The following is a 25,964-nucleotide window of genomic DNA, read 5'->3' as shown; positions in this document are numbered from 1 at the left end:
CACCCTCCTTAGCGTGACCTCATGGCATTCGACGCGCTTGTGTCCAAGAAGGCCGGTGCGCTGGCAATGATCGCCGCCGCCGGTGTGTCCCTCAGCCCCATACCGGCCGACGCCCGACCCGCCGCCGCACCGACGGCCCGTCAGGCCGCGGCCCCCGCACGCCACCTGCCGGGCGGCCTCAGCGCCCTGGCCTGGCTGGTCGCCGACGTCAACACCGGCAAAGTGCTGGCCTCCAAGAACTCGCACCGCAAACTCGCCCCGGCCAGCACCCTCAAAACCCTCTTCGCCGTCACCGTCCTGCCCAAGTTCCCCGCCAAACGGGTCCGCCAGGTCAGCGCCGGCGACCTCGCCGGCCTCGGCTCGGGCAGCAGCCTCGTCGGCGTCCGTCAAGGACGGAGCTACACCGTCGCCGACCTGTGGAACGGCGTCTTCCTGCGCTCCGGCAACGACGCGGTGCACGTCCTCGCCGCCATGAACGGCGGCTGGTCGGCCACCGCCCGGGAGATGCAACAGACCGCCCGCCGACTCGGCGCCCGCGACACCACGGTCAAGTCCCCTGACGGCTACGACGCCCCCGGCCAGGTGTCCTCCGCCTACGACCTGACCGTCTTCGCCCGCGCCGGCCTCGCCAACGAGGACTTCGCCCGCTACTGCTCCACCCCCCGCGTCGCCTTCCCGGCCGCCGGCGGCGGATCCGTCCAGATCGAGAACACCAACCGGATACTGGTCGGTTCGCACGGCCTGTCCCGCTACCCCGGCATCATCGGCGTCAAGAACGGCTACACCAGCAAAGCCGGCAACACCCTCGTCGCCGCCGCCCGCCGCAACGGCCACACCCTGATCGCCACCGTGCTCAACCCCCAGTCGGGTGAGCTCAACGGCGTCTACAAGGAAGCCGGCGCACTGCTGGACTGGGGCTTCGACCATGTGGCGCGCTCCGAACCGGTCGGCCGGAGCGGCCCCGATGACGACGACGGAGAGGACTCCTGACCCGCCGACCACCAGGCGGGAACCCGACAGACCGGACGGCCCGCGGCACCGCGGGCCCTCAGGTACTCAACCGCGCAGCCGGGGAGCCGCCCCGGCTGCCGGGACCGGCCCCGCCGGTCCGCCCTCCGGGGCACCGGCCACACGGTCGATCAGACCACGCGCCCAGGCCGACAACCCGCCGACGTCGATGCCGTACGGAGCGGCCTCGGCATACGGAGTGATGGCCGCCACACCCCGCCCCAGCAGCGCCGCACCACCCGTGGCATTGCCGCGCGCCGCGTGGGTGAGCCCCACCGCCAGCTGGGCCAGCCCCCGCCACAGCTCCCGCTCGGCCTCCGGAGCCGCCTTCCAGGCGTCCTCCAGCACCTCATGGGCATGGAACGGCATCCCGGCGTCCAGCAGCCGCTGCGCCTCCGCCAGCGACTCGTCCGGCGTGCGGGACACCCCCTCCGGCTGCCGGGCGACGCCCGCAGAGCCGTAGGGGAGCGGTCGGCCCAGCCCGTCCCGCGGGCGGGCATTGCGGGCCCGCCCCTGCTCGTCGCGATCACGGGAGCGGGACGCCGGGGCGCCGCCCTCCTCGTACCGGGTGCGCTGTCGATGGTCCTCCGGGGCATTCACCCTTCGATTGTGCGCCCCGTGGGGACCGGCGTCGCCATGGGGTGCACGGGACGCACGGGGTGCAGGGGGCGCGCAGGGTGGTGGGCCGACCCGGACGACCGGGGCCGAGCCGGCCGTCCGGCACGGGCGGCACCGGCACCCCCGCGCGGCGCGCCCGCTACCCCAACTGCACCTCGTAGAAGCAGAGATGATCCTTGATCTCCGCGACCTCGGCATGCGGCTCGGGGTAGGCCCAGGCCAGATCCTCAGGGCCCTGTTCGAGCGACCAGTAGGAGGCGGTGCCCTTGAACGGGCACACCGTATGCGTCGTGGAAGGCGTCAGCAGATCCATCCGCACATCCTCCGGCGGCAGGTAGTACCGCACCGGGCAGCCGGTCTCGAAGAGCAGCAGCGGCTGCCGGCTCTCCGCGAGCAACTGCCCCTCCACCACCACCCGGACGTGCTCGGTGCCGTGCTTGATCTCGATGTGATGGCCTTGCGTGGACATAACCCTGATCTCCGTTCGTGAGTCGGACGGGTACACCCTCAGGGTCGCATCCGGGACGGGTTCAGGGAGATCCCTGAGGCCGGCGAGCCCCGCCATCGGCACAGTGTCAGACATGACTTCAGACATGGCTTCAGACACGACTCTCCCCGCGCGTTCCGCAGCGGCATCCGCCCACCCTGCCCCGGCCCTGTCCCCCTCCTCCCCGCCCTCCGGTCCGACGTGCCTCTCCCGGCGCGCGGTCGTCGGCGCGGCACTGGCCGGCGCGGCGGCACTCACCGCCACCGGCCCGGCACGCGCCGCCACCGCGGCAGCGCCCCGGCCACCCGCCCACCCGCCCGTCCCACCCACTCCGCTGCCGCCGCTGGACGTCACGGCCCTGCGCACCGCGATCTCCGATCTGGCCCACCCCGAGGCCACCGGCGCCCAGCTGCGCGTCACCGGATCCGCCGGCAGCTGGTACGGCACCGCCGGCGTCGCCGACCGGGCGAGCGGCCGGCCCGTCCGCGCGCACGACACCTTCCGCATCGGCAGCATCACCAAGGTGTTCGTCGCCACGGTGATCCTCCAACTGGCCGCCGAACACCGGCTCGTGCTCGACGCACCCGTGCAGCGCTACCTCCCCGGCCTCCTCCCGTCCGCCTTCCCCTCCCTCAGCACCACCCAGCTGCTGAACCACACCAGCGGCCTGCCCGACGAATCCGGTGCCGGCGTACCGGACCTCTCCACCCCCGAGGCCATCGCCCGCCACCGCTACGACAGATGGACCCCGGAGCAACTGGTGGCCCAGGTCGCGTCCGGCCCGATGAAGTTCGCGCCCGGCAGCAAACAGGAGTACCGCGGGATCAACTACGTGCTCCTCGCCCTGCTCATCGAGCGACTCACCGGCCGCCGCTACGGCGAAGTGATCACCAGCCGCATCCTGCGCCCGCTCGGCCTGCGGCAGACCTCCGTGCCAGGCAAGGACGTCCGCATCCACGGCCCGCACGTCCACGGCTATCTGCGGATGACCGACGGCAGCCTGCTCGACATCACCGACTACGACCAGACGGCGGCCTGGGGCGAGGGCGAGATGATATCGACCACCGGTGACCTGGACCGCTTCCTGACCGCACTGTTCTCCGGCACGCTGCTGCCGCGGCCGTTCCTGGAGCGGATGTGCACCCTGCCCGCCGGCGTGAGCATGATCGACGGCAGCCCGGCCCGCTACGGCGCCGGCCTGCAGACCGTCACGATGAACGGCATCACGTTCTGGGGCAAGACCGGCGAGCGGTACGGCTACGGCTCCTTCATGGTCGCCACCCGCGACCAGCAGCGCCGCGCGGTGTTCTCGTTCAACCCCACCCACCGGGACGCCACACAGGTCCAGATGACACTCCGCGTGGCCGCGGCACTCACGAAGGGATGAGCCGGGAACGGCTCACGGGCTTCGGCGGATACGGGCTGCTCAGCTCCCCGCTGCCCGGTGGGTGTTGTGCACGGGGGGCGTGGGGGCAAGGGCGTGTTCGGTGAACCGGCCGCACGGGTGGAAGCCCAGCCGGCGGTAGACGGGCTCGCCGTCCGCGGACGCCTGGAGGACGGCGACGTCGGCGCCCGCGGCGCGGGCCGCGTGCAGTGCGGCCAGGGTGAGGGCGGTGCCGTAACCCCGCCGGCGGTGCTCGGTCAGGGTGCAGATGTTGTAGATCCCGGCGACGCCGGCGTGGTGGAAGACCTCGGCCGAGGCGACCGGACGGCCCGCCGCGTAGCCGACGAGATAACGGGCCGGACAGTCGGCCGCCAGCGCCTGTGGGGCGGCCCGGTCGTAGAAGCGGAGGACGGTGTCGGCGGGCGGGTTCCAGTTCGCGGCGAGGACCGTGGCGTAGTGGGAGAGCTGATCGGGGGTGGTCACCGGCTGGATGTCGAGCAGATCGGCCGAGGGCGAAGGGAGGGTGTCGTCGAGCGCGGCCCACATGGCCGTTTCGTGGGCGGACGGGGGGAGGCCGGCGGCCGACAGCAGCGTGGTCAGGTCCGTCGGTGTCGAGGCCGGGCCCACCCACCAGGAGAAGGGGCGGCCGATCCCGGCCACCGCCCGCACGGTCGCGGAGATCCGTGCGGGGGCGGCGCCGGGGGCGAAGCGGGCCGCGGCGACGACGTTGAAGGTGTCGTCGCCGAGGCCGCTGTCGGCGACCAGGAGATCGGTGGTCTCGGTGACGGTCGCGCCGGCCAGGCTCCGGTGCAGATGGCAGGCGTGCTCGGCCAGGTTCCGTTCCATCCTGGCCGGTAGATCGGAGGTATCGGGGAGAGGCGTTCGCATGGGCTGCATGATCGGTGATCAGAGCACAACCGCGTCCGCGGAGCATGCCCTTTTCGGGGCGCCGGCCGGGCACGCCGCGCAGTGCCCGGTCAGGCGCCGACCGGGCGTATCCCGTGGCCGGCCCACTCCGGCGCCGGCGCGACGGCGGCGACGAGCAGGTCGCGGGTGGCGTCGGGGAACGGGACGGCGCGGCCCTGGCGCTGGTCGACGTGGAGGGTGAAGAGCTCCTCGGTCGCCACGGGATCGCCGCTGGGCTCGCCGGCGGAATCGCAGCGGTACATCTCGTGGAGGACGCGGAGCTTCTTGGCGGCCACGCCCAGCACCGTGGTGCGGACGGCCAGTTGACTGCCGCGGGGCACCTCGGCGAGATGGCGGACGTGCGCCTCGACGGTGTAGAGGGAGCGGCCGGTGCGCGTGCGGTAGTCGGCGCCGAGGCCGGACGCGTCCATCAGGGCGTCGGTCGCGAAGCCGAAGACCAGGACGTAGTACGCCTCGCTGAGGTGGCCGTTGTAGTCGATCCAGTCCTCCTGGACGACCTGGCGGAAGAGGGGGATCGGGGAGAGGGGGAGGGGGTGGGGGCGGGGGAGGCGCGCGGAGTCCCTGGGGCGGGCTGGCTGCGGGCGGTGCGGGGCGGGGTGGGGAAGGCGGCCGGTGGCGCGGAGGACGTTGATGACGCCTTGGTCGCGTTCGGCCACCAGGTCGGCGTAGCCGCGGTCGCCGGCCGCGGTCGCGCAGCCGTCGACCATGGCGTCGCGGAGCGCGCGGTCCAGTTCGGGGGCCTCCAGGCGGGTCCAGGGAGACTTCAGGGAGGGGCCGAAGTGGTCGAGCATATGGGCCATGCCGCCCTCGCCGCCGGCCAGTGCGAACGTCAGACAGGGGCCCATGAACGCCCAGCGCAGGCCCGGGCCTTCGGTGATCGAGGCGTCGATGTCCTCGACCGTGGCCTCGCCGTTCGCGACCATGTGCAGGGCCTCGCGCCACAGCGCCTCCTGGAGGCGGTTGGCGATGAAGCCGGGCAGCTCGCGGTCCATGGTGATGACCGACTTGCCGGCGAGGTCGTAGAAGCGGGACGCCCACGCCACGGCCGCCGGGTCGGTGTGCGTACCGCCGACGACCTCGACGAGCGGGATCAGGTACGGCGGGTTGAAGGGGTGGCCGACGACCAGGCGGGCCGGGTCGGTCGCCGTGGTCTGCATGTCGGTCATCGGGTAGCCGGAGGTGGAGGAGGCGATGACCACACCGGGCGGCGCGGCGGCGTCGAGCTCGGCGAGGAGCGAGCGCTTCAACTCCAGCTTCTCCGGGGCGCTTTCCTGGACGAAGTCGGCGCCGGCGACGGCCGCGGCGAGGGTCGGGGCGACCGTCAGCCGGTCCCGGGAGGCGCCGTCGGCGAGGCCCAGCTGTTCCAGGGCGGGCCAGGCGGCGGACACCAGGCGGTGGAGCTTCTCCTCGGCGTCCTCGGCGGGGTCCCAGGCGGTGACGTCGTAGCCGCGGGCGAGGAAGTGGGCGACCCAGCCGCCGCCTATGACGCCGGCGCCGATGCAGGCCACGCGGCGCGCGGACTCGGGGGTGGTGGAGGGGGTGAAGGGCATGGGGCACTGCCTCCTGGGGGTGGGAAGGGGGGACCGGGCGGGGACGGGCAGCGGCTCAGGCGCGCGGCTTCAGGCCCAGGCGGGCGCGGGCCTGGTCCGGAGTGGCCACGGTGGCGCCGAGGAGTTCGGTGATCTGGACGGCGCGTTCGACGAGTTGGGCGTTGGTGGCCTTGACGCCACGGCTGAGGTAGAGGTTGTCCTCCAGCCCGACGCGGACGTTGCCGCCGAGCAGGATCGACTGGGCGACCCACGGCATCTGCATCCGGCCGAGCGCGAAACTGGCCCACTGGGCGCCCTCCGGCAGCATGTTCACCATCGACTGGAGCACCCCCGGGTCGGCCGGGGCGCCCCACGGAATCCCCATGCAGAGCTGGAAGACGGCGGGGTCGTCCAGCAGCCCCTCGGCGAGCAGCTGCTTGGCGAACCACAGCTGGCCGGTGTCGAAGATCTCCAACTCCGGCCGGACGCCGAGCTCCTGGATCCGCTTGGCGCCCGCGCGCAGCATGTCGGGCGTGGAGACATAGAGCGTCGAGCCGTCGCCGAAGTTGAGGGAGCCGCAGTCCAGGGTGCAGATGTCGGGGAGCAGGTCCTCGACGTGCGGGAGCCGTTCCAGGCCGCCGACCAGGTCGGTGCCGGGCAGCGGGGTGAGCGGGCGTTCCGGGTCGATGACCAGGTCGCCGCCCATGCCGGCGGTGAGGTTGATGACGACGTCGGTGCCGGTCTGCTTGATGCGGTCGACGACCTCGGCGTAGAGGCGCGGGTCGCGGGACGGGTCGCCGGTCTCGGGGTCGCGTACGTGGATGTGCACCACCGCGGCGCCGGCGGCGGCCGCTTCGACGGCGGACGCCGCGATCTGCTCGGGCGTCACGGGGACGTGCGGGGAGCGGCGCACGGTGTCGCCGGCGCCGGTGAGGGCGCAGGTGATGACGACCTCGTTGGTGGGCGTGGTCATGGGATTCCTTCGGTCGGAGGGTGTGCGGGGGTGAGGGGGAGGGGCGCGCTCGGGCAGGGGCGGTGAGCTGGTCGGCCGTCGGCTGGTGCGTGGCTCTACTCTTCCGGGCACAGGGCACAGGGCACAGGGCACAGGGCGCCGGGCGCCGGGCGCAGGCCCCAGTGCGGCACACCGGCACGGGGTTCGTCACGCCCACTGGGTCCACGGGACCCACAGGGCCCACGGGACCCGCGGCCCCGGTCTCCACAGGCGCGCGGTGCCGCCGCGTGAGGGTGAGCTCCCGGTGTCCGGCGGCGGTCGTCAGGTGCGGGTCGGGTCGGTGGTCGGGGGCGTCGGTCGGTCGGTGTCCAGTTCGTTCTCCACGAACGTCAGCAGGGCGGCGTGCATGGTGTCGGGGCTGGTGCTGTCCGGGGCGGTGGCCAGGACCTGGGTGGCCAGGCCGTCGATGAGCGCGGTGAGCCGGAGGGCGGTGACGTCGGGGTCGACGGGGCGGAAGACGCCCTGGCCGGTGCCGCGTCGGAGGACGTCGGCGACGGTGGCGCGCCACTGCCGGTAGTAGTGCTCGTGGAGGCGTCCCACGGCGGTGTCGCGGGCGGCCTGGGCCCACAGGTCGAGCCAGACCAGCCACTGTCGGCGTTGCTGCGCGGTGCGCGGGGTCTGCAGGGCGATCAGGTGCAGGAGTTCGGCGCGGGCGTCGGGGGCGGCGGCGAGTCCGGCCGCGCGGCGTTCGGTGTCCTCGTCCATGCACCAGCGGACGGCGGCCTCCAGCAGTTCGTCGCGGCCGGGGAAGTGGTAGTGGACGGCGGCCGGGCTGGTGCCGCAGGCGGCGGCGATGTCGGCGACCCGCACGGCGTGGAAGCCGTGCTCGGCGATCAGGCGGACGGTCTCCCGGACGATCTGCAGCGGGCGACCGCCGTCGGGGACCGCGGCCGGGGCGCGTTCGGCCGGTGCCGCGGGGCGTTCCGGGGCGCCCAGGAGCCAGCCGGTGTCCACCCCGCCGGTGTCGGCGATCCGGACGATCTCGGCGAGCGTGAAGCGCCGGGTGCCGCCCAGTGACCGGGACAGCTTGGAGGGGTCCATCACGATCCGGCGGGCGAACTCGCGATGGCTGCAGCCGAGCCGCGCGATCACCTGTCGGACGCGGTCGGTGACGTGTCCGGTGTCGTCGGCGATCCGGCCCCCGGGGTCTTCGTCCATGGCCGGGGACGCTAACAGGGTGTTGAGAACATCGCAACGGTTTTCGCCGGGTGTAAGACAGGAAATGGCTGTTCCAGGCGTGAGTGTGGAGGGGTGTTGAGGGGATGCTGATGCTTGAGTCAGTGGTGTGGCGGGTGAGGTCGGGCCGCCTGGTCCGGGGGTGCGGACAAGCCGCAATAAGGGTGAATGTGGCAAAGTGACGGCATGGCTGACCGGGGAGCGAAGCGGCCCACCGTGTCGGTGCCGGACGACTGGCCCGCCCACCCGGACCTGACGCTGGCCCTCAACGGGATGGGCGGCTTCGACTGGGACCTCGACAGCGGGCTGATGCACATGGATCCGCCCGCACTGGAGGTTTTCGACCTCCTGCCGTCGGAGTACGACGACCGCCCCACGACGCTGGGCTGCCGGGTGCCGGGCTACGAGGCGTCCCGGCTCGACGCCCTGGTGGCCCGCGCCCTCAAGGACGGCAGCGACTCCTACGGCGCCTATTTCCGGGTCCGGCTGCGGGACGGCGCACTGCGCTGGACGCACGCCCAGGGCAGCATCCGCCGCGATCCCACCGGCCGGCCCCGCCGCATCATCGGCGTGGTCCGCGACGCCTCCGACGAGTACGCCCAGGCCGCCGAGCGGATCGCGGTCACCGAGGAGCGCCGCCGGCACACCAGCATCGTCGAGCGCACCACCGCCGCCCTGGCGCACGCCCGCACCGTCGGCGAGGTGATCGGCGTCCTCGCCGACGAGCAGGGACTGAGCCGGCTGGGCGCCGAGAACATCATCCTCGGCCTGGTCGAGGCCGGGCGGATCCGGCTGGTCTCCGAGGGCAAGGCCGGCAGCTTCGTCCCGGACCTGGAGTACACCAGGGTCGGCGACGAGTTCCCGATGAGCGAGGTGGTGCGGACCCTCACCCCGCGGTTCGTGCACAGCCGGGACGAGTTCCGCAACCACTACCCGCGGCTGTGGCCGGCCATCGAACCGCTCCACGTCAGCTCCGGCGCCTATCTGCCGCTGATCGCGCAGGGCCGCCTGATCGGGGTGATCGGGCTCTTCTTCGAGCGCGAGAGCGACTTCCGCGACCAGGAGCGCAACGTACTGGTCGCGCTGGGCAGCAGCATCGCGCAGAGCCTGGCCCGGGCGATGCTCTACGACCAGGAGCACGAGATCGCCGCCGGCCTGCAGCAGGCCATGCTGCCGCGCCGGATCCCCGGCGTCGCCGAGGCGCAGATCGCGGTCCGCTACCGCTCCGCCCGGATGGGCCGGGACATCGGCGGCGACTGGTACGACGTGATCCCGCTGCCGAACGGCCGGGTCGCCGCGGTCATCGGCGACGTCCAGGGCCATGACACCCAGGCCGCCGCGCTCATGGGGCAGCTGCGGATCGTGCTGCGCGCCTACGCGGCGGAGGGGCACGCGCCGGCCACCGTGGTGGCCCGCGCCTCGGCGTTCCTCAACGAGCTCGACACCGACCGCTTCGCCACCTGCACGTACGTCGACGCCGACCTGAGCACCGGGGCCGCCCGGTTCGTCCGGGCCGGCCACCTCGATCCGCTGGTGCGGCACGCCGAGGGCATCTGCCGCCGGCTCCCGGTGGCCGGCGGGCTGCCGCTGGGCATCTCCTCCGAGTTCCGGCTGCTGGACTACCCCGTCACCACCGTCCACCTGGCCCCCGGCGACACCCTGGTGCTGTGCACGGACGGGCTGGTCGAGGAGCCCGGCGCCGATCTGGACGCCGGAATGCACCATTTGGCCCGGGAGGTCCGGGACGGCCCGCAGGACGTCCAGCAACTCGCCGACCGGCTCTGCGAGTCGGCGGACGACCGGCGGGGCGAGGACGACATGGCGCTGCTCCTGCTGCGCCGCCTCGGCCCGCCCGAGCACGACACCGTGGGCCGCTTCCGGCAGCACATCCCGCCCGCCGATCCCGAGGCGCTGGCCGCCGCCCGCCACATGATCCGCGCCGCGGTCCGCGCCTGGGGCGCACGTGAGCGGTCCGAGGAGATCGAGCTGGTCGCCGACGAGTTGATCACCAACGCCCTGCTGCACACCGACGGCGAGGCGGTGGTCAACATCCGGATGCCGCACGGCGTCGAGCGGCGGCTGCGGCTGGAGGTCGAGGACGGGTCCAGCAGCCTGCCGCGCCGCCGCGAACCGGGCGAGGCCGGCGTCTCCGGCCGCGGCCTGCTGCTCGTGGACCGGCTGGCGGATGTCTGGGGAGTGGAACCGCGCGGCGGCGGAAAATGCGTATGGTGCGAGTTCAACTGCACCTGACCGGGGAGGCCCTGGCCGCCCCGGCACACTGCGGGCACGGGCGCCGAGGGATCGGCACGGCCAGATGAGGACTGCTCTATGGGATCGCGGGCGGAACAGGGCGACAACGCCCGCCAGTCGGCGGCGCGGCTCGACGCGGAGGGCGTCGGGAACGTCGCGCTGACCTGGGTGGACAACGCGGGCATCACGCGCGTCAAGACCATTCCGCCACGGCGACTGGCGGACGCCGTGGCGCGCGGCGTCGGGATGTCGCCCGTCTTCGACGTCTTCACCTCCGACGACGCCATCACCGCCTCCGACCACCTCGGCGGCCCGGACGGCGATCTGCGCCTCATCCCCGACCTGGACCGGCTCACCCTCCTGGCCGCGCAGCCCGGCTGGGCCTGGGCGCCGGTCGACCGCTACGACCTGCTGGGACAGCCGCACCCGGCCTGCCAGCGGCTGTTCGCCCGCCGGATGGCCGAGCGGGCCGCCGCCGCCGGACTCGACCTGCGGATGGGCTTCGAGACGGAGTGGGTGGTCACCCGCGCCCCGCAGGGGTCCGCCGACGCCGCCCCGCTCGACTACCCCTGCACCGGCCCCGCCTACGGCATGGCCCGGGTCGTGCAGCTCTCCGACTACCTCCGCGACGTGACCGAGGCCCTCACCGTCCAGGGCGTCGAGGTCCTCCAGCTCCATCCCGAGTACGCGCCCGGCCAGTTCGAGGTGAGCACCGCGCCCGCCGACCCGGTACGCGCCGCCGACGACGTGGTGCTGGTGCGCGAGACGATCCGCGCGGTCTCCGCCCGGCACGGGCTGCGCGCCACCTTCGCCCCGTCCGTCGTCGCCGGCGAGGTCGGCAACGGCTGCCACCTCCACCTCAGCCTCCACCGCGAGGGGACGAGCCTGCACCGGGCCGACGGCGCCGAGTGGTCCCTGGCGCCCGACGCGGTGGCGTTCCTGGCCGGCATCCTGGACGCGCTGCCCGCCCTGCTCGCCATCGGCTGCCCCTCGCCCGCCAGTTACCTGCGGCTGCTGCCCTCCCACTGGGCCGGGGTCTACCAGTGCTGGGGCGTGGAGAACCGCGAGGCGGCGCTCCGGCTGGTGGTTGGCGCGCCCGACGACCCCGACGGCGGCCACGCCGAGGTCAAGACCTTCGACGCCGCCGCCAACCCCTACCTCGCCGTCGGCACGGTGATCGCCGCCGGGCTGCACGGCATCGACACCGCGGCCCACCTGCCCGCCCCGCAGATCGGCGACCCGGGCGTCCTCGGCGTCCGCGAGCGCGCCCGGCGCGGCATCGTGCGGCTGCCCGCCACGCTCACCGAGGCCGCCGACCGGTTCGAGAAGTCGGTGCCGCTGCGCGAGGCGCTCGGCGAGGTGCTGCACGGTGCGGTGCTCGCGGTCCGCCGGGCCGAGGAGGCCCATTACGCGGAGTGCGAGCCGGAGGAGATCGTCACGGCCACCCGCTGGCGCTGGTGATGGCCGCGGACGCCCCGGGGCCCGCCGCCCCCGACTCCGCGGTGCTGGACGGGCTGCCGCCGCTGGTGGACCACCACTGCCACGGGGTGGTCCGCTACGCGCCGGACCCCGGGACGTTCGCGGGGTTCCTCACCGAGGCGGACCGGCCGCCCGCGGCGGGCACCAGCTACTTCGACACCCAGACCGGTTTCGCGGTCCGCCGCTGGTGCCCGCCGCTGCTCGACCTGCCCGCGCACTGCCCGCCCGAGCGCTATCTGGCCCGCCGCGGCGAACTGGGCCCGGACGCGACGGCGCGGCGGCTGCTGTCCGCGACCGGGATCGGCGTCTACCTCGTCGACACCGGCCTGCCCGGCGACCTCACCGGGCCGGCCGAGACGGCCGAGGCGGGCGGTGGCACCGGCCGCGAGGTGGTGCGGCTGGAGGCGCTGGCCGACCGGACCGCGGCCGGGTACCGCGGGGACGGCACGGCGGACGCCGCCGAGGAGTTCGCCGACGCCCTGGCCCGCGCCGTGCGGGCGGCGGCCGACACCGCCGTCGCCTTCAAGTCCGTGGCCGCCTACCGGCACGGCCTCGCCCTGGACCCCCGGCCGCCCGGCCCGGACGCGGTGCGCACCGCGGCCCGCGACTGGCTCGCCGCCGGCGCGCCCCGGCTGGCCGACCCCGTCCTGCTGCGCCACCTCATCTGGCTCGCCGTGGCCACCGGCCGCCCGCTCCAACTCCACACCGGCTTCGGCGATCCCGACCTGCGGCTGGACCACGCCGACCCGACGCTGCTGACCGACCTGGTCCGGGCCACCGCGGACACCGGCACCGATCTGGTGCTGCTGCACTGCTACCCGTATCACCGGCAGGCCGCCTATCTGGCCGGCGTCTTCCCGCACGTCCACGCCGACGTCGGGCTGACCCTCACCCACGTCGGCCCGCGGGCGCCCGCGGTGCTCGCCGAGTTCCTGGAACTGGCGCCGTTCGGCAAGCTGCTGTTCTCCACCGACGCCTACGGGCTGCCGGAGCTGTACGTGGTGGGCAGCGCCCTGTTCCGGACGGCGCTGGCCGAGGTGTTGGGCGCCTGGACGGCGTCCGGGGCCTGGTCGGCGGCGGACGCCCGGCGGGTCGCCGGGATGCTCGCGGCGGGCAACGCGCGGCGGGTGTACGGGCTGGACGGCGGCGACGGGGAGGAGGCCGGACGGTAAGGGGCACTCGGCCCCTGCGCCTATTCCATTGCGGTCGGGTGGCGTGGTTTACTGCCGCGTGCCCAGTACAACGACCTCTGACACGCCGGCCGATGGCCCGGCCGACGCGGGCGAAAAGCCCCGAATACCGCCGCGCGGACGGATATTCGCCGACCTGACCCCGCTGCGTACCTCGCCCGACTACCGCCGCCTGTGGTGCGGCAACACCGTCTCCTGGATGGGCCAGCAGATGACCGCGCTCGCGGTCTCCCTCCAGGTCTACGCCATCACCGGCTCCACCTTCTCCGTCGGCCTGGTGGGCCTGTGCTCCCTGGTTCCGCTGGTCGTCTTCGGGCTCTACGGCGGCGCCATCGCCGACACCGTCGACCGCCGCAAGCTGGGCCTGGCCAGCGCCGCCGGCGCCACCGTGATGTCCGTCGTGCTGGCCGCCGCCGCACTGGCCGGCTACCACCGCGTCTGGCTGCTCTACACCGTCGTCGCGCTCCAGGCCGTCTGCTTCGCGATGAACTCCCCGGCCCGCTCGTCGATGATCCCCCGCCTGCTGCCCACCGAGCAGCTGCCGGCCGCCAACGCCCTCCAGTCGCTCACCACCAACCTCGGCCTGATGGGCGGCCCGATGCTGGGCGGCGTGATCGTCGGCCTGTGGGGCTACCAGGCGGCCTACCTGATCGACGTGGTCGCCTTCGGCGCCTCGCTCTACGCGATGTGGCGCCTGCCCGCCATGCGGCCCGACCAGGGCGAAGGACCGCCCCGCCGGGCCTCCGTCCTGGACGGCCTGCGCTTCCTCGCCACCCGCCCCAACCTGCGGATGACGTTCTTCGCCGACCTCGCGGCGATGGTGCTGGCCCAGCCGCGCGCGCTGTACCCGGCGATCGCCGCACTGTGGTTCGGCGGCGACGCCAGGACCGTCGGCCTGCTGGTCGCCGCCCCCGCGGTCGGCGCCGTCCTGGGCGGGCTGTTCTCCGGCTGGCTCGGCGGCGTCCGCCGGCACGGCCTGGCCATCCTGCTCGGGGTGGCGGCCTGGGGCGCGGCGATCGCCGCCTTCGGCCTCTCCCGGCACCTGTGGCTGGGCCTGTTCTTCCTGGCCGTCGCGGGCTGCGCGGACACCGTGTCCATGGTGTTCCGCAGCACCATGCTGCAGGCCGCCACCCCGGACGAGATGCGCGGCCGGCTCCAGGGCGTCTTCATCGTGGTGGTCGCCGGCGGGCCGCGGCTCGGCGACTTCCTCGCCGGTTCCACGGCCGACCTGAGCTCGCCCGCCGTCGCCGTGGTCGGCGGCGGCCTGGCCTGCGTCCTGGTCGTGACCGCGCTCGGACTGGGCCGGCGCGCCTTCGCCCGCTACGACGCCCGCGACCCGCAGCCCTGACGCCCCGGGGCCGGGCCGGCCGGTGACGGAAGACCGACCCGCCCCGGCGCCGGAATCCGCCGTGCGGCCCGGCCACGGACGGGCCAGACTCGGGTACGGGGGCTCATGCGCCACCCGTCGTCTCATCCCGGAGGCCCGTCGTGCAGCGGCAACCGCTCGTCCGCCGTGACCGCACACCCGTCTGCGACCGGGAGCCCCCGCCGCTTCCGCCGGACCCCGGTGGCCCGCCGCCCGGCCCCGTCCCGGAACCCCCGCCCGGCCCGATCCCGGAGCCGCCGCCCGGGCCCGCCCCGCCCGAACCGCTGCCCGGGCCGCCCGAACCGCCGGAGCCGCCCGAGCCGATCCCCCCGGAACCCTCGCCGGTGCCGCGCCCGCCCGGACCCGACCCCGACCCGGTCCCGGAGCCGTCCCCGGCCCCCCGGCCGCTCACCTGGGAGCCGCGGGGCAGACAGGCATGTGAGGCCGGGCCCTGAGCCCGGCCGTCGCACCCCGCCACCGCACCACACCGCAAGGAGGTGCCGACCATGGCCAACACGGCCATCGCCACGGTCAACCCGGCCACCGGCGAGACCCTCAAGACCTTCGACGCGCTCAACGCGGGCGAGATCGAGGACCGCCTGGTCCGCGCCGACCAGGCGTTCCAGATCCACCGCGGCACGTCGTTCGCCCGCCGCGCCGAACTCCTGCACCGCGCCGCCGACCTGCTCGAAGCCGACCAGGAAGGCGTCGCCCGCACCCTCACCACCGAGATGGGCAAACCCCTGGTCCAGGCCCGCGCCGAGGCCGCCAAGTGCGTCAAGGCGATGCGCTGGTACGCCGACCACGCCGAGGCGCTGCTCGCCGACGAGCGGCCCGACCCCGCCGACGTCCGCGACTCCGGCGCGGTCCGCGCGGTGGTGCGCTACCGCCCGCTCGGCACCCTCCTCGCGGTGATGCCCTGGAACTTCCCCCTCTGGCAGGTCGTCCGGTTCGCCGCACCCGCCCTGATGGCCGGCAACACCGGGCTGCTCAAACACGCCTCCAACGTCCCGCAGACCGCGCTCTACCTGGAGGAGCTCTTCCGCCGCGCCGGCTACCCCGACGGCTGCTTCCAGACCCTGCTGATCGGCTCCGGCGCCGTCGAGGAGGTGCTGCGCGACCCGCGGATCGCCGCCGCCACCCTCACCGGCAGCGAACCCGCCGGCCGCTCGGTCGCCGCCGTCGCCGGCGACGAGATCAAGAAGACCGTCCTCGAACTGGGCGGCAGCGACCCCTACGTCGTGCTGCCCTCGGCCGACCTCGACAAGGCCGCCCGGGTCGGCGTCACCGCCCGGGTCCAGAACAACGGCCAGTCCTGCATCGCCGCCAAGCGGTTCATCGTCCACGAGGACGTCCACGACGCCTTCGCCGAGCGGTTCACCGCCGGCATGGCCGCGCTCACCGTCGGCGACCCGATGGACGAGGCCACCGACATCGGGCCGCTCGCCAGCGAACAGGGCCGCTCCGACCTGGAGGAACTCGTCGACGACGCGGTCCACCAGGGGGCCCGGGCACTGTGCGGCGGCCGGCGTCCGCCCGACCACCGCGCCGGCTGGTTCTACGAGCCGACCGTGCTCGCCGGCATCGCCCCGAGCATGCGCATCCACCACGAGGAGGCGTTCGGCCCGGTCGCCACGCTCTACCGCGTCGCCGACCTCGACGAGGCGATCGAGCTCGCCAACGACACGCCGTTCGGCCTCAGTTCCAACGCCTGGACCCGGGACGCCGTCGAACAGGAGCGGCTGGCCCGGGACCTCCAGGCCGGCGGGGTGTACTTCAACGGCATGACCGCCTCCCACCCCGGCATGCCCTTCGGCGGCGCCAAGCGCTCCGGCTACGGCCGGGAGCTCTCCGGCCACGGCATGCGCGAGTTCTGCAACATGACGACGCTGTGGTACGGGCCGGAGGAGTGACCGGCGCCGGTGGTCGGGCCGGCGGTCAGGACGTGGCGGGCGCGTCCCACAGGGTGGCGGTCAGCTCGAAGGTGGGGTTGTCCGCGTTCGCGCCGCTGCCGTCGTCCGCCGTGTCCACCTTGGTGAAGGTCACCTTGGCGACGCGGTGCCGGTTGGTCACCAGGCACCAGACCGTACCGGCGGTGATCTTCGAGGCGTCCGGGTGCGGCCCGACCGGGTTGCCCTGGGCCGCGGCCCGGCACGCCTCGGCGGTGTCCGTGCCGGCGTCGGCGCGGCCGACCTGCACACCGTCGTTGGGCGCGAGGATCGCCTGGGCGCCGTACAGATTCCCCTGGAGGCAGCCGGTGTAGAGCAGGTCGGCGTCGGCGGAGAAGCCGATCGCGGCCGGGCCCGAGGACGGTGCGTCGAGGTCGAGCGCCTGGATGGGCGAGCCGAGGCAGGCCGCCGCCCGTAAGGTCAGCCGGCGGTCGTGGTAGAGCACCTTCGCCGTGCTGGGCGAGGGCGCGTGGGACGGCGGCGGACTGCTGGCGGCGCTCGGCCCGGCGGCGTCACCGCCCGAGCCGGTGCCGGGGGTCCCGGACGGGCTCCCGCTGCTCGTGCCACCGCGGCCCGCGGGGTCGCCGGCGTGTCCGTCGTCGCCCACGATCAACCCTCTGATCAGCGACGACGTCAGGAGCACGGCGAGCGCGCCGCCCACCGCCGCGGCGATCAGCACCGGCCGGGCGGTGCGCCGCGTGGGCCGCGGCGGTGGCGGGACGGTCCAGCCGGGGCCGAACGAGGGGGGCGGGAACGCCCCGGGCGTCCCGGTCGCCCCGCTCGTGCCGCTCGCCCCGGGCATGCCGTCCGCGCGGTTCGTGCCGGCCACCCCCGACGGCCCCCGCATCAGCACCAGCGAGCCCCCGGCCCCCGCCGACCGGCGCTGCGGCCGGGGCAGGCCCCTGGCCAGCAGCGTGCGGTCCACCTGCGCGTGGATCTCGTCGAGGGTGAGCGGTACCGGCGCGGCCAGGGCGTCCAACAGGGCGCCGGTGAAGGCGGTGTAGGGCTCACCGGGCGGTGCGAGCGAGGGGCGGTGCCCCGTGGTGGACGTCAGGGTGTAGGTGCCGGCCAGGTCGAGCTGGCCCAGGGCCAGGTCCGTCGGCCCGGTCATCGCGGAGATCGCCCGGCCCGAGAAGCAGCAGTCCAGGACCAGCACCCGGGCCCTGGCCCGGGCCTCGCCCACGTGCCGTCGGACCAGGTCGATGGGGACGGCGGAGAAGCCGAGGTGGTCGCGGTCGGTGTGCATCAGGCCCAGGTGCAGCAGGCCGGTGGTGTCGTCCACGATGCCGTGGCCCGCGTAGTAGACCAGCAGCAGTTCCTCCGCCTCCCGCCCCGCCCAGGCCAGCGCCGCCCCCACGGCCGCCGGGTCGGCCGGGTCGGCCACCACCCGGCAGTGCTCCGGCGCCAGCAGACCCTGGGTCCGGTGGGTGAGCGCGGTCCACAGTGCCTGGAGGTTGCCCGCGACCGAGGGGAAGTTCTCCAGGTCGGGGCTGGTGAAGCGGCTGGTGCCGATCAGCACGACGCGGCTGGCGGCGCCGTTCGGGAACCATCTGCCGGTGTCCGAATCCTTCATCGATGTCCTCCCCCATGACGGATCGTCGCCGCCATCCTGGCACGATCATCCGGGCGGCAGGCCCGATTCCGACCGTCCGGCCCGGGCAATCCGCCCAGCCCATCTCCCGCCCCAGGTAAGGGAGTTCAGGCTCCGTTTTCGACCAGGTCGTCCGGCAGCACGAACTCGCACCACAGTGCCTTGCCCGACCCCCGCGGCTCGGCGCCCCACCGGTCCGACAGCGCCTCCACCAGCAGCAGCCCCCGCCCCGAGGTCGCCGTCTCGCCGGGGTGCCGGCGCCGCGGCCACTGACTGGACCGGTCCTCGACCTCCAGCCGGAGCCGGCGCGGGGCACCGGGCACCAGCTCCACCGAGACCAGGGCGCCGCTCTCGGTGTGGGTGAGCGCGTTGGCGATCAGCTCGGAGGCGGCCACCTCCACGTCGTGGGTGACCGCGCCCGCCCGCCACTGGTCCAGCGTGCGGCGCAGCGCCGAGCGGACCTCCGCGGTGCCCGCCGGGTCGGCCTGGTGGACGTGCAGCCGCAGCCGCGGCGTGGCGGCCTCGCCCGGGATCGTGCTGCGGTGCAGCAGCAGGAGCGCCATGTCGTCGTCCGAGCCGGGTTGGGCCCACAGGTGGTCGGAGAGCCGGTCGGCGAGCGCCTCCAGCGCGGTGGGACCGGCGCGGACCGCGGCGGACAGCGCGTCGATCCCGGCCGAGATGTCCTGGCCGGGCTGCTCGACCAGCCCGTCGGTGCACAGCAGCAGCGTCGAACCCGGCTCCAGGAACAGCTGGGTCTCGGGGAAGCGGTCCTCCCCGAAGCCGGTGGCCAGCCCCAGCGGCAGCCCGCCGCAGATCTCCGGCCAGTCGACGTGCCGGGAGGCGTTGCAGATCAGCGGGCCCAGGTGGCCGGCCCGGGCGACGTACAGCGCCCCGGACTCCAGGTCGGCCTGGACGTAGGTGCAGGTCGCGAACCGCTCGGTCTCCAGCTCCGCCAGGAAGCGGGAGGCCCGCACCAGCACCGTCTCCGGCGGGTGGCCCTCGCTGGCGTAGGCGCGCAGCGCGATCCGCAACTGGCCCATCACCGCCGCGGCGTGCGTGTCGTGCCCCTGGACGTCGCCGACCACCAGCCCGGTGCGGCCCTGCGGCAGCGCGATCACGTCGTACCAGTCGCCGCCGACGTCCCGCCCGACGCTCGCCGGGTGGTAGCGGACGGTGACCTCGGCGCCCGCGATGGGCGGCAGCCGGCGCGGCAGCATCGCCGCCTGCAACCCGGTCGCGAACTCCCGCTCCTGGTCGAAGAGGGTGGCCCGCTGGAGGGACTGCGCCACCACACCGGCCAGCGCCAGCGCCAGGTTCCGGGCCTCCGGCGACTGCACCGCCGGCTCGTGGTTGAACAGCCCCAGCGCCCCGAGCACGGTGTCCTGCGCGATCAGCGGCAGGAAGGCGGCGCTGCCGGTCGGCAGCACGTCCACGTACGGGCGCAGCCGCGGATAGCGGGCGATCAGCTCGCCCCGGGTGCTCAGGAAGCTGGGCCGCCGGGAGCGCACCGCGTCGGACAGCGGGAGGGTGTCGTCCAGGTGCGAGTGCGTCATGTCGGCGGGCACCTCGCCGTCCAGCCCGGCGGCGGCGATCACCTCGAACCGGTCGTTCTCGACCAGGCCCAGCACCAGCGCGTCCGCGCCGAACCGCCGGGCGCCGCCGCTGCCGGTCAGCACCCGCGTGACGTCCTTGACCGACAGGGCGCGGGCCAGCGCCGCGGTGGTCTGCTGCACCATCACCGTCTGCCGCTGCCGTTCCTGCTGGAGCGAGCGCAGCAGCGCGGAGTCGGCGAGTTCGCTGGTCGCCTCCCGGACGATGCCGATGACCCGGTACGCCACGCCCCGCGCGTCGTGCAGGATCCGGCCCTGGGAGTGGGTCCAGCGCCGGGTCCCGTCGCGGCACTGGATCCGGAAGTACGCGCCGTAGGAGGAGTTGCCGTCCTGGAGGGCCTGGGAGAGCGCGGCGTCCAGCCGCAGGCCCTCCTCCGGCGGCACCCGGGAGATCAGCGACATCGGCGCGCCGTCGTACTCCCCGGGGCGCAGGTCGAAGACCTCCATGGCACCGGGGTCCAGGTCCATGCGCCCGCGGTCCAGGTCCCAGTCGAAGGTGCCCATGCGGTTGAGCGAGAGTCGTTCGCGCAGGTCGATCGGCTCGTGGTGGGACACCCCGGATGCCGCCTCCTCGACCCGGGGCGTTTCCCGGTCGGCACGGGGGTCGTAGCCCTCCGCGGAGGGGTCGGGGGGCCGCTCGGCCATGCGAACACCTTAGGCGGGGCCCCGGGGACCCGCATTCCCGGCGGCCGTGACCCGCGGTGACGGTGCTACCGCACGTCACGGCCGGGAGGGTGCCCGGGGCACTCAGGCGTGCGCCGCGGCCCGCGCGGCCGGTGCCACCGGCCCGGTGCTGCGATCAGTGGTGGTCGTCCGCCCGGCGGACCAACCGGCGCAGCGTACGGCCGAGATGACGGACGTAGGCGCGCTGGAAGAGCGGGAGCAGTGGGCCGGCGAGGCGGGCGAGCGGGCGGGCCGGCCGGCTGAAGGCGGTGACGACGAGCCACACCGAGCCGTCCGGGCGGTGCACGACGACGAACGCCTCCTCGCCGCACACCGGATGGCCGGGCCGGGACCCGTACCCGAAGCCGGCCCGGTCCGCCGTGTCCACGGTCCACACCACCCGGCACGGGCCGGTGACCCGCAGCGGGCCGAGGGCCTGTCGTCAAACTCCCGTCGTTCGCCCGGAGGGCGGGCCTCGCGGCGTCTGGTGCGTGCGATCTCAAGGCGGAGGGTCATCCCGGTACCGGGCGTACCGGGATGAGCCCGACAACGCGGAGAGCGTGCGTGCCAGGCGTCGCGAGGCAGGCGGGAGTTTGACGACAGGCCCTTGGCCCACGGAGACGTCGACGGCCACGCCCGGGGCGGCCCGCGGCGCTTCGGCCCGGATGCGGGTGCCGGCCGCGCGGTGCATCCGGAAGCCGGCCACCGCGTCGCCGGCGGCGGCGAACACCGCCCGGCCGTGGCCGAGCCGGACCGCCTCGCGCAGCGGGCGATAGCCGGGCGGCAGCGGGGAGCGCCGGGTGCCGCCCCGCTCGGGGTAGGTCAGATCGCCGTCGGTCATCGGGCGTCGTCCGCCGCCCCGTGCCGCCCGGCGCCCGCCGCGAACCGCGCCGCGCCCACCAGCCCCTCCGCCAACACCACCTGCCCGTACCGCAGTTCGGTGGCCATCGCGGTCTCCTCGTCCCGGCCCTCCTGGTCCAGCAGGGACGCCCGGTCGCTGCGCAGGCACGCCTGCGGGAGGCGGGCCAGCTCCGCGGCCAGCCGCTCGGCCGCGGTGCGGGCGGTGCCGGTGGGGACCACGCGGTTGACCAGCCCGATGTCCAGGGCCTCCGTGGCCGGCACCGGGCGTCCCGTCAGGACCAGGTCCATGGCCCGGCCGGCGCCGATCAGCCGGGGCAGCCGCACCGTGCCGCCGTCGATCAGCGGGACGCCCCACCGCCGGCAGAACACCCCGAGGACCGCGTCCGCCTCGGCCACCCGCAGGTCGCACCAGAGCGCCAGCTCCAGGCCGCCGGCCACCGCGTGCCCGGCGATCGCCGCGATCACCGGTTTGCCCAGCCGCATCCGGGTCGGGCCCATCGGCCCGTCGCCGTCCGGTGCCACCCGGTTGCCGCGCGCGGTGCCGACCGCCTTGAGGTCGGCACCGGCGCAGAACGTGCCGCCCTCGCCCCACAGCACCGCCACCCGCGCCTCCTCGTCGGCGTCGAACGCGCGGAAGGCGGCGGCCAGTTGACGTGCGGTCGGCCCGTCCACCGCGTTCCGGGCGGCGGGCCGGGACAGCACCACCGTCGTCACCGGCCCGGCCCGCTCGACCCGGACCGAGGCGTGGCCCTCCTGGCTCTCCTCCGCCATCAGGCGGCGTCCTCGCCGGTCCGGGCGCGTCCGAGGATCGCGGTGAGGTCGGCGCCGGGCGGCAGGGTGCCGAAGGCGTGGCCCCACTCGCCGTCCAGCCGGGAGGCGCAGAACGCGTCGGCGACCGCCGGGGTGCTGTGCCGCACCAGCAGCGACCCCTGGAGCACCAGCGCCAGCCGCTCCGCCAGCGACCGCGCCACCAGCTGGGCCCGCTCCGGGTCGCCGAGCCCGCCGAGCATCCTGCGCAGCCCGGCGACCGCCGCGTCCAGCCGCCGGTCGGCGCCGGCCGCGGTCTCGACCTCGGCGAAGTAGGCTTCCAGCCCCGCCGGTTCGCGGCCCAGCGCGCGCAGCACGTCCAGCGCGGCGACGTTGCCCGAGCCCTCCCAGATCGACAGCAGCGGCGCCTCCCGGTACAGCCGCGGCATCCCCGAGTCCTCGACGTAGCCGTTGCCGCCCAGGCACTCCAGGGCCTCCGCGGCGTGGGTGCTGCCGCGCTTGCACACCCAGTACTTGCCGGCCGCCAGCGCCAGCCGGCGCAGCGCGGCCTCCCCGGCGTCGCCGGCCTGCGAGCGGTCCACCGCCGCCGCCAGCCGCATCCCCAGCACGGTGGCCGCCTCCGACTCGACGGCGAGGTCGGCCAGGACCGAGCGCATCAGCGGCTGCCGGTCCAACTCCCGCCCGAACGCCTGCCGGTGGGCGGTGTGGTGCAGCGCCTGCCGCAGCCCCGCCCGCATCCCGGCCGCCGAGCCCAGCACGCAGTCCAGCCGGGTCATGTTCACCATCTCGACGATGGTCCGCACCCCGCGGCCCGGTTCGCCCACCGGCCAGGCGACGGCGTCCTCGTACTCGATCTCCGACGAGGCGTTGGAGCGGTTGCCCAGCTTGTCCTTCAGGCGCATCAGCCGCATCCCGTTGCGGGTGCCGTCCGGCAGCACCCGCGGCACCAGGAAGCAGCTCAGCCCCTCGTCGGTCTGCGCCAGGGCCAGGAACACGTCGCTCATCGGGGCCGAGGTGAACCACTTGTGGCCGGTGAGGCGGTAGCTGCCGTCCGCGACCGGCACCGCCCGGGTGGTGTTGGCCCGGACGTCGGAACCGCCCTGCTTCTCCGTCATCGACATGCCCGCGATCAGGCCGCGCTTGGTGAGCGGGGCGCGCAGCCCGAAGTCGTAGGTGCGGGCGGCGAGCAACGGCTCGTACCGGGCGGCGAGTTCGGGTGCGGCGCGCAGCGCGGGCACCGCGGCGTAGGTCATCGAGATCGGGCAGCCGTGGCCGGGCTCGGCCTGCGACCAGACGTAGAACTTGGCGGCGCGCACCAGGTGCGCCCCCGGGCGGTCGTCGGTCCACGGCGCGGCGTGCAGACCGTGTTCCACGGCGGTGGTCATCAGCTCGTGCCAGGCCGGGTGGAACTCGACCTCGTCCACCCGGTGCCCGTACCGGTCGTGGGTGTGCAGCCGGGGCGGCTGCCCCTCTGCCCAGCGCGCCCGGTCCTGCACCGCCTCGGAACCGGCCAGCGCGCCGAGTTCCGCGACCTCGGACTCGCCCCAGGCGCCGCCCTCCCGGCGCAGCGCCTCCAGCAGCGCCGGCTCGTCCGCGGTGCTGAAACCGGTCAGCGGTGGGGCCTGATTGGTTACTTCATGGGTGACGGTCATACCGCGACGTTACAGATTCTCGACAGTCGAAGGAAGGGCGTAAGGAGCCGCGGTCGGGCGCGGCGCCGGACGGTCGCGGGCCCCGCCGCCCCGGCCCCGGGCGCTCCCCGCGCCCGGTCCCACCACCCGCACGACCTAGACTTCCGGGCACCTATGAACGACGCCCCGCTCGCCCTCCGGCCGCTGACCGCCCGCTCCGTCGTGCTGAGCACCCTCCTCGGCCACCACCCGCCCCGGCTGCCGGTGCGCGCGCTGGTGCGGGTCGGCGAACTGTTCGGCATCGCCGAGGGCACCGTCCGGGTCGCGCTCTCCCGGATGGTGGCGGCCGGTGACCTCCGGCAGCAGACCGGCGGCTATGCGCTCACTGCGCGACTGCTGGCGCGGCAGGCCCGGCAGGACGAGAGCCGGGCGCCGCGGACCCGCCCGTGGCACGGCGCATGGGAGATCGCCGTGGTCACCGCGGACGGCAGCCGCCCGCCCGCCGAACGCACCGCGCTGCGCCAGGCGATGGCCGGGCTGCGGCTGGCCGAGCTGCGCGAGGGCAGCTGGCTGCGCCCCGCCAACCTCGACCGGCCCCGCCCGGCGGTGGCCACCGCGCAGTGCACCTGGTTCGCCGGCGCGCCCGACGGCGACCCGGCCGCGCTGGCCCGGAACCTGTGGGACCTGGACGGCTGGGCGGCGGACGCCCGCGAACTGCTGGCCGCGCTGGACCGCGCGGACACCCCCGCGGACCGCTTCACCGTCGCGGCGGCGGTCCTCCGCCACCTCCTCACCGACCCGCTGCTGCCCGCGCCCCTCCTCCCGGACGGCTGGCCGGGCGCCGTGCTCCGTTCCCGCTACGACGCCTTCGAGGCCGAATTCCGGGACCTGCTCCGGCACTTCCTGGCCCCCGGCGAGGCGCCCCGAGCGTGAGCGTCGAGCCGGGCCAGTGCGCTTGCCCCGCGCACGTGCCACCCCGTTGGCGCGGTGCTCCCCGCCCCCCGCGGGCGGCGGGTCGGCGGGGCGGAGGGGCGCACGGGCGGCGCGGTGACGCGCGACGATGCGGGGCATGCGGGCGCGGGCGGGGGCGCACGGGGCGGGCCGCCCGGTGGGGTGTCGGTGCGCCGGGCCGGTGCGCGCCGCGCGGCGGGCCGGTGACCGCGGAACGACCTGCCAAGTTCCGGTAAAACCCGGCTGGTTGCACCGGCCCGCGGGCCGTGCGCGGTGTGTGCGGCCCCCCGCCGCGCGTATGCATCGACCCCGGCGGATGTACTGGGCGTAACCCCCGGAAGTCGAACGCCCAGGCGATTGGCGCTCGGTCGGGTACCCCGGGCACGAGGGGTGCGCCCCTACCCGTCGGGTCCGTGCGCCATGCGGAGGATTTCGTCCCCCTTCCGACGGCGAGGGGGCAGAGCGCCCGTCGAAGGCGCTACCGCGCGCTCTGCCGGTGCCGACGCGGCCCATGGTTGTCTCTTCCTCGTCGAATTCGATGGCCCGCAAAAAACCACCCGACGATCCAGAATCCGAAAACTCGCCGAAATCGCTGACATCTCTGCGCGCTCACCGAAATGCCGGCACCCAAGACATTCGGTGCAAGCGACACCTCAGTACGCACAGCACAAGCGACGGGAGCACGAAAATGGAAACTCAGCAGGTACCGGGAACGCAGGAATCGCCGGAACCGCAGGTATGCCGGGCAGCGGAAATCCGTGAACCGGCGGAGCGGGCCGTCCGCGGCGAGGCACTGCGCGGCCGGGGGGCCCGGGGGGTCACCGCGGCCGCCGTCCTGCTGGCCGCCGGGGCGCTGGGCGCGGTGTCCGAGGAGCCGGCCGAAGCCGTCGGCACCGGCACCTGGGACCGCCTGGCCCAGTGCGAGAGCGGCGGCAACTGGCGGACCGACACCGGCAACGGATTCTCCGGAGGGCTCCAGTTCGGCCACTCGACCTGGCGTTCCTTCGGCGGTGGGAGCTATGCGGCACGCGCCTCACGGGCGTCCAGGGAACAGCAGATCCGGGTCGCCGAACGGGTACTGGCCCGCCAGGGCTGGCGCGCCTGGCCGGCCTGCTCCGCCTCGCTGGGGCTGCACGGCGTCGCCCGCGGCGGCGTGCACACCCTGCCGGCCCGCGAGAAGATCACGCCCAAGCGCACCCACGGTCGTCACCACAGGCCCCAGGAAAAGCCTTACAAGAAGGCACCGCACCGGATTTCCGTGGGCCTGGTGCTGGTCAATGCGGGAGACACCCTGAGCGGTATCGCCGTGGTCCACGGAAAGCCCTGGCAGGAAATCTACCGGCAGAACCGCCAGGTTATCGGCGAGGACCCGAACCTCATCTATCCGGGCACCCGGCTTCGGGTCGAAGCCTCCAGCAAGGGGTGAGTTGCGGCGGCTGAGCGGCCGCCGCCGAAGATCCGCCGTACAGTGAATCTCCTGGAAATCCAAAACGGAATACACGGAGAAACTGGGG

General features: G+C 74.7%; 21 protein-coding genes and 1 pseudogene. 9 read left to right on the top strand and 13 right to left on the bottom strand.

The window, feature by feature from the left end:
• Positions 1–21 precede the first annotated feature (21 nt).
• Entirely contained in the window at positions 22–990 is a 969-nt protein-coding gene (locus MOV08_RS08585) for a D-alanyl-D-alanine carboxypeptidase family protein (RefSeq protein WP_239009985.1), read from the top strand.
• A gap of 66 nt (positions 991–1,056) precedes the next feature.
• On the opposite strand, the gene MOV08_RS08580 is transcribed toward MOV08_RS08585, so the two are convergent.
• Both MOV08_RS08580 and MOV08_RS08575 read right to left on the bottom strand, forming a co-directional pair.
• Positions 1,057–1,608: a DUF309 domain-containing protein gene (locus MOV08_RS08580; RefSeq protein ID WP_275306911.1), complete on the bottom strand. Its 552-nt coding sequence runs from the start codon at positions 1,606–1,608 to the stop codon at positions 1,057–1,059.
• Positions 1,609–1,765: 157 nt separating this feature from the next.
• Positions 1,766–2,095: a DUF427 domain-containing protein gene (locus MOV08_RS08575; RefSeq protein ID WP_039630743.1), complete on the bottom strand. Its 330-nt coding sequence runs from the start codon at positions 2,093–2,095 to the stop codon at positions 1,766–1,768.
• A 124-nt stretch (positions 2,096–2,219) separates the two neighbouring features.
• On the opposite strand from MOV08_RS08575, the gene MOV08_RS08570 reads away from it, so the two are divergent.
• The gene (locus MOV08_RS08570) at positions 2,220–3,500 is read left to right on the top strand and encodes a serine hydrolase domain-containing protein (RefSeq protein ID WP_275306910.1); all 1,281 of its coding nucleotides are present in this window, start codon (positions 2,220–2,222) and stop codon (positions 3,498–3,500) included.
• 39 nt (positions 3,501–3,539) lie between these two features.
• Here the strand turns inward: MOV08_RS08570 and MOV08_RS08565 are convergent, their stop codons facing one another.
• The 5 genes and pseudogenes from MOV08_RS08565 to MOV08_RS08545 form a co-directional block, all read right to left on the bottom strand.
• Positions 3,540–4,343 carry a GNAT family N-acetyltransferase gene (locus MOV08_RS08565; RefSeq protein ID WP_275311733.1) on the bottom strand — a complete coding sequence of 268 codons (804 nt, stop codon included), beginning with the start codon at positions 4,341–4,343 and terminating at the stop codon, positions 3,540–3,542.
• 131 nt (positions 4,344–4,474) lie between these two features.
• Positions 4,475–4,939, bottom strand: a complete 465-nt coding sequence (locus MOV08_RS08560; RefSeq protein WP_275311732.1) for a thioesterase family protein — start codon at positions 4,937–4,939, stop codon at positions 4,475–4,477.
• Positions 4,940–5,023: 84 nt separating this feature from the next.
• Positions 5,024–5,974, bottom strand: a pseudogene (locus tag MOV08_RS08555) (3-hydroxyacyl-CoA dehydrogenase NAD-binding domain-containing protein); the annotation flags it as partial.
• A 55-nt stretch (positions 5,975–6,029) separates the two neighbouring features.
• On the bottom strand, positions 6,030–6,926 hold the full coding sequence (locus tag MOV08_RS08550; RefSeq protein WP_275306909.1) for a beta-keto acid cleavage family enzyme: 897 nt from the start codon (positions 6,924–6,926) through the stop codon (positions 6,030–6,032).
• 300 nt (positions 6,927–7,226) lie between these two features.
• Positions 7,227–8,123 carry a TetR/AcrR family transcriptional regulator gene (locus MOV08_RS08545; protein ID WP_275306908.1) on the bottom strand — a complete coding sequence of 299 codons (897 nt, stop codon included), beginning with the start codon at positions 8,121–8,123 and terminating at the stop codon, positions 7,227–7,229.
• Between the two features lie 204 nt (positions 8,124–8,327).
• Here MOV08_RS08545 and MOV08_RS08540 point away from each other — a divergent pair, with 204 nt between their 5' ends.
• The 5 genes from MOV08_RS08540 (at position 8,328) to MOV08_RS08520 (ending at position 16,339) form a co-directional block, all read left to right on the top strand.
• The gene (locus MOV08_RS08540) at positions 8,328–10,391 is read left to right on the top strand and encodes a SpoIIE family protein phosphatase (protein ID WP_275306907.1); all 2,064 of its coding nucleotides are present in this window, start codon (positions 8,328–8,330) and stop codon (positions 10,389–10,391) included.
• A 78-nt stretch (positions 10,392–10,469) separates the two neighbouring features.
• Complete coding sequence (locus tag MOV08_RS08535; protein ID WP_275306906.1) at positions 10,470–11,852, top strand: type I glutamate--ammonia ligase; 1,383 nt, start codon at positions 10,470–10,472, stop codon at positions 11,850–11,852.
• Complete coding sequence (locus MOV08_RS08530; RefSeq protein WP_275311731.1) at positions 11,852–13,042, top strand: amidohydrolase family protein; 1,191 nt, start codon at positions 11,852–11,854, stop codon at positions 13,040–13,042. Before MOV08_RS08535 ends, MOV08_RS08530 begins: the two co-directional genes overlap by 1 nt.
• A gap of 58 nt (positions 13,043–13,100) precedes the next feature.
• On the top strand, positions 13,101–14,408 hold the full coding sequence (locus tag MOV08_RS08525) for an MFS transporter (RefSeq protein ID WP_039630730.1): 1,308 nt from the start codon (positions 13,101–13,103) through the stop codon (positions 14,406–14,408).
• 524 nt (positions 14,409–14,932) lie between these two features.
• A complete protein-coding gene (locus MOV08_RS08520) occupies positions 14,933–16,339 on the top strand; it encodes an NADP-dependent succinic semialdehyde dehydrogenase (RefSeq protein WP_275306905.1) in 1,407 nt (468 codons plus the stop codon).
• A 25-nt stretch (positions 16,340–16,364) separates the two neighbouring features.
• On the opposite strand, the gene MOV08_RS08515 is transcribed toward MOV08_RS08520, so the two are convergent.
• The 6 genes from MOV08_RS08515 to MOV08_RS08490 form a co-directional block, all read right to left on the bottom strand.
• Complete coding sequence (locus MOV08_RS08515; protein WP_275306904.1) at positions 16,365–17,948, bottom strand: caspase family protein; 1,584 nt, start codon at positions 17,946–17,948, stop codon at positions 16,365–16,367.
• Between the two features lie 125 nt (positions 17,949–18,073).
• Complete coding sequence (locus MOV08_RS08510) at positions 18,074–20,221, bottom strand: SpoIIE family protein phosphatase (RefSeq protein WP_275306903.1); 2,148 nt, start codon at positions 20,219–20,221, stop codon at positions 18,074–18,076.
• A 154-nt stretch (positions 20,222–20,375) separates the two neighbouring features.
• Positions 20,376–20,627, bottom strand: a complete 252-nt coding sequence (locus MOV08_RS08505) for a DUF1990 family protein (protein WP_239009984.1) — start codon at positions 20,625–20,627, stop codon at positions 20,376–20,378.
• Positions 20,628–20,738: 111 nt separating this feature from the next.
• Positions 20,739–21,080 (bottom strand): DUF1990 family protein, encoded by a 342-nt coding sequence (locus MOV08_RS08500; protein WP_275306902.1) that lies wholly within the window; start codon positions 21,078–21,080, stop codon positions 20,739–20,741.
• Positions 21,077–21,871: a crotonase/enoyl-CoA hydratase family protein gene (locus MOV08_RS08495; RefSeq protein WP_275306901.1), complete on the bottom strand. Its 795-nt coding sequence runs from the start codon at positions 21,869–21,871 to the stop codon at positions 21,077–21,079. Before MOV08_RS08495 ends, MOV08_RS08500 begins: the two co-directional genes overlap by 4 nt.
• On the bottom strand, positions 21,871–23,520 hold the full coding sequence (locus MOV08_RS08490; protein ID WP_275306900.1) for an acyl-CoA dehydrogenase family protein: 1,650 nt from the start codon (positions 23,518–23,520) through the stop codon (positions 21,871–21,873). The genes MOV08_RS08495 and MOV08_RS08490 overlap by 1 nt, the downstream gene beginning before the upstream one ends.
• A gap of 153 nt (positions 23,521–23,673) precedes the next feature.
• On the opposite strand from MOV08_RS08490, the gene MOV08_RS08485 reads away from it, so the two are divergent.
• Both MOV08_RS08485 and MOV08_RS08480 read left to right on the top strand, forming a co-directional pair.
• Positions 23,674–24,432 carry a PaaX family transcriptional regulator C-terminal domain-containing protein gene (locus MOV08_RS08485; RefSeq protein ID WP_039630719.1) on the top strand — a complete coding sequence of 253 codons (759 nt, stop codon included), beginning with the start codon at positions 23,674–23,676 and terminating at the stop codon, positions 24,430–24,432.
• Between the two features lie 706 nt (positions 24,433–25,138).
• Positions 25,139–25,876, top strand: a complete 738-nt coding sequence (locus MOV08_RS08480) for a LysM peptidoglycan-binding domain-containing protein (RefSeq protein ID WP_275306899.1) — start codon at positions 25,139–25,141, stop codon at positions 25,874–25,876.
• Positions 25,877–25,964: the final 88 nt, after the last annotated feature.

Origin of the sequence: Streptomyces yunnanensis, assembly GCF_029011865.1 — a bacterium.
Lineage (GTDB): Bacteria > Actinomycetota > Actinomycetes > Streptomycetales > Streptomycetaceae > Streptomyces > Streptomyces yunnanensis.
The sequence above is the reverse complement of the archived record's forward strand: the minus strand, read 5'-3'. Positions and strand labels throughout refer to the sequence as shown.

Excerpts from the sequence above, each read along its gene's own strand:
- MOV08_RS08585 (WP_239009985.1), top strand. The coding sequence starts at position 22 with ATGGCATTCGACGCGCTTGTGTCCAAGAAGGCCGGTGCGCTGGCAATG.
- MOV08_RS08575 (WP_039630743.1), bottom strand. The coding sequence starts at position 2,095 with ATGTCCACGCAAGGCCATCACATCGAGATCAAGCACGGCACCGAGCAC.
- MOV08_RS08570 (WP_275306910.1), top strand. The coding sequence starts at position 2,220 with ATGGCTTCAGACACGACTCTCCCCGCGCGTTCCGCAGCGGCATCCGCC.
- MOV08_RS08565 (WP_275311733.1), bottom strand. The coding sequence starts at position 4,343 with ATGGAACGGAACCTGGCCGAGCACGCCTGCCATCTGCACCGGAGCCTG.
- MOV08_RS08550 (WP_275306909.1), bottom strand. The coding sequence starts at position 6,926 with ATGACCACGCCCACCAACGAGGTCGTCATCACCTGCGCCCTCACCGGC.
- MOV08_RS08545 (WP_275306908.1), bottom strand. The coding sequence starts at position 8,123 with ATGGACGAAGACCCCGGGGGCCGGATCGCCGACGACACCGGACACGTC.
- MOV08_RS08540 (WP_275306907.1), top strand. The coding sequence starts at position 8,328 with ATGGCTGACCGGGGAGCGAAGCGGCCCACCGTGTCGGTGCCGGACGAC.
- MOV08_RS08535 (WP_275306906.1), top strand. The coding sequence starts at position 10,470 with ATGGGATCGCGGGCGGAACAGGGCGACAACGCCCGCCAGTCGGCGGCG.
- MOV08_RS08530 (WP_275311731.1), top strand. The coding sequence starts at position 11,852 with ATGGCCGCGGACGCCCCGGGGCCCGCCGCCCCCGACTCCGCGGTGCTG.
- MOV08_RS08520 (WP_275306905.1), top strand. The coding sequence starts at position 14,933 with ATGGCCAACACGGCCATCGCCACGGTCAACCCGGCCACCGGCGAGACC.
- MOV08_RS08515 (WP_275306904.1), bottom strand. The coding sequence starts at position 17,948 with ATGAAGGATTCGGACACCGGCAGATGGTTCCCGAACGGCGCCGCCAGC.
- MOV08_RS08510 (WP_275306903.1), bottom strand. The coding sequence starts at position 20,221 with ATGGCCGAGCGGCCCCCCGACCCCTCCGCGGAGGGCTACGACCCCCGT.
- MOV08_RS08500 (WP_275306902.1), bottom strand. The coding sequence starts at position 21,080 with ATGACCGACGGCGATCTGACCTACCCCGAGCGGGGCGGCACCCGGCGC.
- MOV08_RS08495 (WP_275306901.1), bottom strand. The coding sequence starts at position 21,871 with ATGGCGGAGGAGAGCCAGGAGGGCCACGCCTCGGTCCGGGTCGAGCGG.
- MOV08_RS08490 (WP_275306900.1), bottom strand. The coding sequence starts at position 23,520 with ATGACCGTCACCCATGAAGTAACCAATCAGGCCCCACCGCTGACCGGT.
- MOV08_RS08485 (WP_039630719.1), top strand. The coding sequence starts at position 23,674 with ATGAACGACGCCCCGCTCGCCCTCCGGCCGCTGACCGCCCGCTCCGTC.
- MOV08_RS08480 (WP_275306899.1), top strand. The coding sequence starts at position 25,139 with ATGGAAACTCAGCAGGTACCGGGAACGCAGGAATCGCCGGAACCGCAG.